General features: G+C 62.9%; 8 protein-coding genes. 4 read left to right on the top strand and 4 right to left on the bottom strand.

The annotated features are described in order from the left end of the window. Positions 1-1,006: cytochrome c (locus PF446_RS11330; protein ID WP_298071645.1), on the top strand; the 1,006-nt coding region annotated here is incomplete at its 5' end. A 32-nt stretch (positions 1,007-1,038) separates the two neighbouring features. Here the strand turns inward: PF446_RS11330 and PF446_RS11325 are convergent. From PF446_RS11325 to typA, 3 genes are all read right to left on the bottom strand, one after another. Then, positions 1,039-1,572, bottom strand: a complete 534-nt coding sequence (locus PF446_RS11325) for a mismatch-specific DNA-glycosylase (RefSeq protein ID WP_298071643.1) — start codon at positions 1,570-1,572, stop codon at positions 1,039-1,041. Beyond that, positions 1,562-2,245: an ATP-binding protein gene (locus tag PF446_RS11320; protein ID WP_298071641.1), complete on the bottom strand. Its 684-nt coding sequence runs from the start codon at positions 2,243-2,245 to the stop codon at positions 1,562-1,564. Before PF446_RS11320 ends, PF446_RS11325 begins: the two co-directional genes overlap by 11 nt. Positions 2,246-2,338: 93 nt before the next feature. Further along, complete coding sequence (gene typA / locus PF446_RS11315) at positions 2,339-4,183, bottom strand: translational GTPase TypA (protein ID WP_298071640.1); 1,845 nt, start codon at positions 4,181-4,183, stop codon at positions 2,339-2,341. 182 nt (positions 4,184-4,365) lie between these two features. On the opposite strand from typA, the gene PF446_RS11310 reads away from it, so the two are divergent. Continuing rightward, on the top strand, positions 4,366-4,875 hold the full coding sequence (locus tag PF446_RS11310) for a peptidylprolyl isomerase (RefSeq protein WP_298071639.1): 510 nt from the start codon (positions 4,366-4,368) through the stop codon (positions 4,873-4,875). Positions 4,876-4,968: 93 nt separating this feature from the next. Here PF446_RS11310 and PF446_RS11305 read toward each other — a convergent pair whose 3' ends face one another. Next, positions 4,969-5,217, bottom strand: a complete 249-nt coding sequence (locus PF446_RS11305) for a GlsB/YeaQ/YmgE family stress response membrane protein (protein ID WP_298071637.1) — start codon at positions 5,215-5,217, stop codon at positions 4,969-4,971. Between the two features lie 192 nt (positions 5,218-5,409). On the opposite strand from PF446_RS11305, the gene PF446_RS11300 reads away from it, so the two are divergent. Both PF446_RS11300 and PF446_RS11295 read left to right on the top strand, forming a co-directional pair. Further along, the gene (locus tag PF446_RS11300; RefSeq protein WP_298071635.1) at positions 5,410-6,798 is read left to right on the top strand and encodes a sugar porter family MFS transporter; all 1,389 of its coding nucleotides are present in this window, start codon (positions 5,410-5,412) and stop codon (positions 6,796-6,798) included. A gap of 123 nt (positions 6,799-6,921) precedes the next feature. Continuing rightward, positions 6,922-8,121 carry a pyridoxal phosphate-dependent aminotransferase gene (locus PF446_RS11295; protein WP_298071633.1) on the top strand — a complete coding sequence of 400 codons (1,200 nt, stop codon included), beginning with the start codon at positions 6,922-6,924 and terminating at the stop codon, positions 8,119-8,121. Positions 8,122-8,140 lie beyond the last annotated feature (19 nt).

Genomic DNA, 8,140 nt, shown 5'->3' with positions numbered 1-8,140 from the left:
CGAAGAGGACTTCTGGACGGCTCTCCACGAGGGCAAGGGCAGGCATGGGCGACTGCTGTACCCCGCCTTTCCCTACACCGCCTATACCCATGTCAAGCGTGCCGATGCTGACGCCATGTATGTCTACCTGCGCACGCTCGATCCCGTCCACAGCGTGACCCATGCGCCGTCGTTGCGGTTTCCCTTCAGCTTGCGCACGTTGCTCCTGGCTTGGCGTGCGCTGTATTTCGATCCCGGCGTGTTCAAGCCGGATCCGGACAAGAGTGCACAATGGAACCGTGGTGCCTATCTGGTGAAGGGCCTCGGCCACTGCAGTGCCTGTCACACGGCGCGCAACGTCCTGGGCGCGCAGAAGTCCGGACAGCACCTGCGCGGCGGCTTGATCCCTGTGGAGGGGTGGTATGCGCCAGGGCTCGGCGTGGAATCGGACGGCAGCCTGGCCGGATGGAGTGCCCGGGACATCCACGATTTGCTCAAGACGGGCCGTTCCTCCAGGGGCACCGCCTACGGTCCGATGGCGGATGTGGTGCAGGGCAGCCTGCAGTATCTGGACGACAAGGACCTGTACGCCATCGCGGACTATCTGCGCAGCCTGCCGCGACGCCCCAGCCGCTCGAAACCGGATGATTCCGCGTCCGGGGGACCACTTTCCCAGGAGGAAGTCGAAGCACTCCTCGCGGCGGGCAAGCGGATCTTCCATCGACGCTGTTCGGCCTGCCATCAGGACCACGGGCAGGGCGTGCCTCATGTGTATCCGAAGCTGGCCGGAAACAGCGTGGTGATGTCTCCCAATCCGGTCAACTGTGTCCGCGTGGTGATGCTTGGAGGATTCGAGCCGACCACCAGGACCTACCCTCGTCCCTATTCCATGCCGCCGTTCATGCAGCAACTCAGTGATCGGCAGGTGGCGGCAGTGGTCAGCTACATCCGCCAATCCTGGGGCAACGCCGCGGAAGCCGTATCCCCGCAGGAAGTGCGCAAGTACCGGTCGATCCCGCTGCAGTGAGGTGGTGTACCCCGGGACAATCAGGCCCGGGTTCATGCGTCTGCGGGCATGTCCCTGGGCGACCGGGCCAGCCAGTTCGACAGGTCCTGCCAGGGCTCGATGCGCCAGGCGGCGCGAGCCTGCCCCGACGGCGAGGGCAGCACATACAGGCGTGTCTCGCCCAGTCGTTGCGCATGCCAACCATAATCCAGCGCGCCGCGTCCAAGCACTGCGCGTGCCGCATTCTTGCTGGTGAAAGCCACGGCTTGTGGCGCTGCGCGGCTGATGCGCTCGCGCAAGGCATCCACGTCGAAGGCCCCTGCGGGCAACTGGTTGTCGTTTCCGCTGTGGTGCTTGGCCAGGTCGGTCAGCCCGATGCCCAACGCGAGCAACTGCGGAAATTCCCCCGGGTCGAAACGCCGAGGAGTGATGCCAACCTGATGCAGGGTGCGCCAGAAAGCATTGCCGGGATGGGCGTAGTAGGCCCGTTCCCGGGCCGAGCGGCGACTGGCGGCGGTTCCGCAGAACACCAGCCGCAGGCCGGGGCGCAGCATGTCGGGAAGGATCGGCTCGTGCTCAGCCGGCATCGTCGAGAAGCAGGTCGGTGTACTGAAAGCGCCCGTCGCGCAGGAGGGATTCTCCGCGTCGGATCGGAAGGTCGCCATGCAGGGCTGGTCCAGCATGGACCAGGGTATGAAATTCACCGTTCTCTCCGCACGCGTCCACCGACCCGGGCAAGTCTTCCAGCAGCTGGGCCGTGTATGCACGGCCACAGAACGTGGCGTCCAGTTGGGTCGTGTCCACGCATACCAGCGTTGCGCGATGTCCCGCATCGATGAATCGTCGTGCCAGTGCAGCCGTGTCCTCCTGCCACAGCGGGAATACGCCCTTCCACCCGGCGCGCGACAGCTGTTTTTCGCGATAGGCACGCACGTCGGCCAGGTACAGGTCGCCATAGGCGCAGTGGCAAAGGCCGGGCCAGCGCGCAGCGGCGTCCCCGAGTGCCTGTGCATGGGCCTGTTCATAAGCGTCGTTGCTGCTGGGCCACTCGATCTGTGCGGTCATCAGCGGCAGGTCGAGCTGTGTAGCCTGGGCCTCGAGCAGTGTGCGGCGGATGCCGTGCATGGCCACGCGGTCGAAGTTTTTGGTCACGGTGGTCAGCAGGCCGACCACGTTCCAGTCGCCAGCCTGGCGCAGGCGCTCGAGCGCCATCATGCAATCCTTGCCACCGCTCCATGCCATCAGTACCGGTGTCGTCATGCCTTCGAGTCTAAGGCTTCGGGCGCTCCGGGGCGATGCTTGCTCAAGCGCAGGTCGGGATTCGTTGGGGCTCGTCCCAACCTGCGCGGGAGCTCAGGCCGCGCGCGAAGCCCGCTTGCGGTCGTTCTCTGTCAGGTGCTTCTTGCGCAGGCGGATTTCCTTCGGTGTCACCTCGACCAGCTCGTCGTCGTCGATGAATTCCAGTGCCTGCTCCAGCGACAGCCGTACCGGTGGTACCAGACTCAGCGCGTCATCCTTGCCCGACGAGCGCACGTTGGTCAGCTGCTTGCCGCGCAGGGCGTTGACCGTGAGGTCGTTGTCCTTGGAATGGATGCCGACCAGCTGGCCTTCGTAGATTTCCACACCGGCATCGATCAGCATGCGCCCGCGATCCTGCAGGTTGTACAGCGCATAGGCTGGCGCCGGCCCCGTGCCGTTGGAGATCAGCACGCCGTTCTGGCGCTTGCCGATGGTGCCTTCGGATTTCGGGCCGTAATGGTCGAACACGTGGAACAGCAGGCCGGTGCCGGCGGTCAAGGTGCGGAACTCGGTCTGGAAGCCGATCAGGCCGCGCGCAGGGATCAAGTACTCCATGCGCACGCGGCCGCGTCCATCCGGCTCCATGTTCTTCAGTTGCCCCTTGCGCAGGCCCAGACGCTCCATCACGCCGCCCTGGTAGGCTTCTTCAAGGTCCACCACCAACTGTTCGTAGGGCTCCTGCAGGACGCCCCCGATTTCCTTGATGATGACCTCGGGGCGCGACACGCCCAGTTCGAAGCCTTCGCGACGCATGGTCTCGATCAGGATCGAAAGGTGCAGCTCGCCGCGCCCGGACACCTTCAGCTTGTCCGGATCCTCGGTGTCCTCGACCTTCAGCGCCACGTTGTGCAGCGTCTCGCGCACCAGGCGATCACGGATCTGACGGCTGGTGATGAACTTGCCGCCGCTGACGTCCTTCTTGCCCGAGAACGGCGAGTTGTTGACCTGGAAAGTCATGGAGATGGTCGGCTCGTCCACGGTCAGCACCGGCAGGCCTTCGGGCTTGTCCAGCGCGCACACGGTGTCGGAAATACTCAGGTCCTCGATGCCGGAGATGGCGATGATGTCGCCGGCGCTGGCCTTTTCGACCTCGTGGCGCTCCAGGCCCATGAAGCCGAGCACCTGCAACACCTTGCCCTGGCGCTTCTTGCCGTTGCGGTCGACGATGCTGACCGGCATGTTGGTGCGCACGGTTCCGCGCTCGACGCGACCGATGCCGATCACGCCGACATAGCTGTTGTAATCGAGCTGGCTGACGCGCATCTGGAACGGGCCGTCCGGATCCACGGTCGGCGCTGCGACCTTGTCGATGATGGTCTGGAACAGCGGGGTCATGTCGCCCTCGCGCACGCTCTCCTCCATGCCAGCATAACCCTGCAGGCCGGAAGCGTAGACCACCGGAAAGTCCAGCTGCTCGTCGCTGGCGCCAAGGCGGTCGAACAGGTCGAAGGTGGCATTCAGCACCCAGTCCGGGCGCGCGCCCGGACGATCAACCTTGTTGATCACCACGATCGGCTTGAAGCCCATCTCGAACGCCTTCTGGGTGACGAAGCGCGTCTGCGGCATGGGGCCGTCGAAGGCATCGACCAGCACCACCACCGAGTCGACCATCGACAACACGCGCTCGACCTCGCCACCGAAGTCGGCATGGCCCGGAGTGTCGACGATGTTGATGCGCCAGGTTTCGCCGTCGGGCGCGGTCCAGCGGATGGCCGTGTTCTTGGCCAGGATGGTGATGCCGCGTTCCTTTTCCAGGTCATTGGAGTCCATGACCCGGTCGGGGATGATCTCGCGCTCGGAAAGCGTGCTCGACTGCTTCAGCAGCTGGTCGACGAGGGTGGTCTTGCCATGGTCGACGTGGGCGACGATGGCGATGTTGCGGAGCTTTTCGATGGACATGCGAAACCGGCCCAACCTGTCGGTGGAGCCGCCTGTGGGCGAGTAAAGCGGCTTATTGTACGCGAAACACGCGCTGTCTACATGAACAATCCATGTGCATGCATTGTGTTCCTGCATGCCGGTCTATGGGCTTGTGCAAGTGGGGTTATACTTTCACATTTACACTACGGATTCACGTGCGTATGAGCATCACAGCTACGTTCCACACCTCCCGCGGCCCGATCCGCGTGCGCCTGCATGACGACAAGGTACCGCTGACGGTGGCCAATTTCGTCAACCTCAGTCGCCGCGGCTTCTATGACGGCCTGGATTTCCACCGCGTGATTTCCGACTTCATGGTCCAGGGCGGCTGTCCCGAGGGTAGCGGTCGCGGTGGTCCCGGCTATCGCTTCGAGGACGAATTCGACGCCAGCCTGCGCCACGATGGTCCCGGCGTGCTGTCCATGGCCAATGCCGGGCCGGGGACCAACGGCAGTCAGTTCTTCATCACCCACGGTGCCACGCCGTGGCTGGACGGCAAGCACAGCGTGTTCGGCAAGGTTGTGGATGAAACGGACCAGGCGACGGTGGACGCCATTCAGCAGGGGGATGCGCTGGAAAAGATCACGCTGGAAGGTGACGTCGATGCGCTGCTTGAGAAGATGAGCGAACGCGTCGCGGACTGGAATGTGGTGCTCGACGCACGCGGTTGAAAAGTCATCACGTGCTCACGCATCAGGGGCGGCCTTTGGGTCGCCCTTTTTCATGGGTGCAATACCCGGGTCCGGGCAACTTCGGATCCTGCGTCATCGTCGACTGGACGCCAGGCGGTACAGGAACAGCAGGATGACGGCGCCAACCACGCCGGCAATGAAGCCGCCCAGATCGCCTTTGACAGGGATGTTCAGGACGCGAGCCAGCCAGTCTCCCAGGAACATGCCGGCGATGCCGAGCAGGGCCGTGATGATGAAACCACCAGGATCATTGCCGGGCATCAGCAGCTTGGCCACGATGCCGACGATCAGGCCCACGACGAACAGTACAATCCAGTGCATGGTCTTGCTCCAGTCGTGGATTCAGGCTCGATTCTGCGGCATGCTGATGAACTGGATATAACCCATGTACATTCGTATGCTTCACAGAGTACTGACCCGTCAGGGGCTGCCTTGACTTCTTTGCATGCGTCATCAGGGAAGGATGATTCGCGCATTGCCCATAAAACAACAACCATTCGGGGGGATCCGCCAATGAACACCATCGCGCAGCCGGCAACGGCTCCGGTCCGCAAGACCACGACCTTCACCTATCTTCTGGCAGCGTTGGCCGGCTTGATGTTCGGACTGGACATTGGCGTGATCTCCGGTGCCGAGAAGCTGATCCAGGCCCAGTTCGGGATCAGTGACAGCTACATCGAATGGATCGTCAGCAGCATGATGCTCGGGGCGACCATCGGTGCCGCAGTCGCGGGCTGGATCTCCTCCAGGCTGGGGCGCAAGCGCGCGCTGATCATCAGCGCCTTTCTCTTCGTGGTCGGTTCGCTTTTCTGCGCGGCGGCCTGGTCGCCGGCGGTCCTGGTCGGGGCGCGCCTGCTGCTGGGTCTGGCCATCGGCGTGGCTGCATTCACCGCGCCGATGTACCTGGCCGAGGTGGCTCCGCAGAAGATCCGCGGCGCGATGATCTCGACCTACCAGCTGATGATCACCATAGGCATCCTTGGCGCGTTCCTGTCCAACACCGGGTTCAGCTACAGCGGGAATTGGCGCTGGATGCTGGGTGTGATCGCGATTCCCGGCCTGCTCTTCTTTTTCGGTGTGATGCTGCTGCCAGAGAGCCCCCGTTGGCTGGTCATGCGCGGACGCAGCGACGATGCACGCAAGGTATTGCGCAAGTTGCGCACCAGTGAAGCGAGCGTGGATAGCGAAGTAGGCGAGATCGAAGCGCAGCTCAAGATTCCGCAGCGAGGCTGGGACCTGTTCTTCAGCAACAGCAATTTCCGGCGTTCCGTGGGATTGGGCGTGATGCTGCAGATCGTGCAGCAGCTGACCGGCATCAACGTGCTGATGTACTACGCGCCACGCATTTTCGAGCATGTGGGCTTTGTCGGCTCTGCCGGTATGTGGACCACAGTGATCCTTGGCGCCACCAACGTGCTGGCAACCTTCATTGCCATTGCCTTCGTCGACCGCATCGGCCGCAAGCCGATCCTGTATGCCGGCTTCGTGGTCATGGCCATCGGCTGGGGCAGCGTGGGTGTGATGATGCACCTGGGTATCCATACCACCGGAGAACAGATCTTCAGCGTCGCCATGCTGCTGTTGTTCGTGGTCGGATTTGCGATGTCGGCCGGTCCGCTGGTCTGGGCCATCTGCTCGGAGATCCAGCCCCTCAAGGGCCGCGATTTCGGCATCGGTGTGTCCACTGTCACCAACTGGGTGGTGAACTTCATTGTCGGTGTGACCTTCCTCAGCCTGATCAATTGGATCGGCACGGCAGCCACGTTCGGCCTGTTCGCGTCACTCAACGCGATCTTCTTGATCTTCACCTTCTTCCTGATACCCGAGACCAAGGACGTGTCGCTGGAGGAGATCGAGCGTAACCTGATGGCGGGCAAGCCACTGCGCGAAATCGGCGCCTGAACCGCGCCCTTTTGGGCCGGGGCTGAACAAGGCAGCGCCTCGGGAATCTTCCCGAGGCGGCTGCAGCGGGCGGATCGTGTGATAAAATCAGCGCTTTCCCAACCGCGCCGCGTGAGGATCTCCATGCCCAAGCTCGCCCAGCGTATGAGTCGTGCCAAGCCCAGCACGATCATGCTGATCGCCGACAAGGCCAAGAAGCTCAAGGCCGAAGGCCGAGACATCATCAGTTTTTCGATCGGCGTACCCAATTTCCTCCCGGGTCCGCACGTGTACCAGGCCGTTCGCGATTCGCTGGACAAGGACTCCGGGCAATACGGATCCAACCGCGGCAACGCCGCGCTGCTGGATGCCTTCATCGAGCACATGAAGGGCAGCGGCCTGGAAGGCTATGGCCACCAGAACTGTGCCGTGGCCATCGGCGCCAAGCACATGCTCTACAACCTGGCCGAGGCCCTGCTGGACGAGGGCGACGAGATCGCTTTCCCGACGCCGTACTGGACCAGCTATGTGGACATTGCCGAGATCCTCGGCGCCAAGGTCAAGCTGCTGCCATGCCCGCCCGAGCAGCGCTACAAGCTCAGCCCGCAACAGCTTGACGAGGCGCTGGCCAGCAAGCCGAAAATGTTCCTGTTCAACAATCCGTCCAATCCGACTGGGATGGTCTATACCAAGGACGAGATCGCCGCGCTGGCGGACGTGTTGGTCAAGCATCCCGAGACCTGGATCGTCACCGACGACATTTACAATCGCATGGTGTTCGATGGCGTGGGCTACCACAATTTCCTGCATAGCCGTCCTGAACTGCGTGACCGCTTGATCTTCGTCGACTCGCTGTCCAAGACCTATGGCATGCCCGGATGGCGCGTGGGCCTGATGGCCGGTCCCGAAACGGTCGCCAATGCCGTGGTCACGCTCAATTCCAACCACATCACCAATGTGCCCGAGATCACCAGCGTGGCCGCTTTGGCCGCGTTTTCCGGGCCGCAGGACGTGCCGCAGGCCAAGTGCGAGGAATTCGCCCACCGCCGCGACCTGGTGATGGACGCGCTCAATGCCATCGATGGCGTGGTCTGCCCGCGCCCGCAGGGAGCGTTCTACGCCTTTCCGGACATCTCCTTTGCCTTTGGCAAGAGCCATGACGGCAAGCGTATCGAAAACGATTTGGACCTTTGCGCGGCACTGCTTGAATCGAAGGGCGTGGCCTGCGTGCCGGGCTCGGCGTTCGGCGAACCGCGCGGTCTGCGTATTTCCTATACCTGTCCCGCGGATCAGCTGGAACCAGGCATGCAGCGGATCCAGGACTTCTTCGCTGAATTGACGTGAGGCAGGCGGTTGCAGCCAT

The organism is Oleiagrimonas sp., from assembly GCF_027858935.1.
In the GTDB taxonomy this organism is placed as follows: domain Bacteria; phylum Pseudomonadota; class Gammaproteobacteria; order Xanthomonadales; family Rhodanobacteraceae; genus Oleiagrimonas.
Note: the sequence above shows the minus strand (reverse complement) of the source record. Positions and strands in the feature narration are given on the sequence as shown.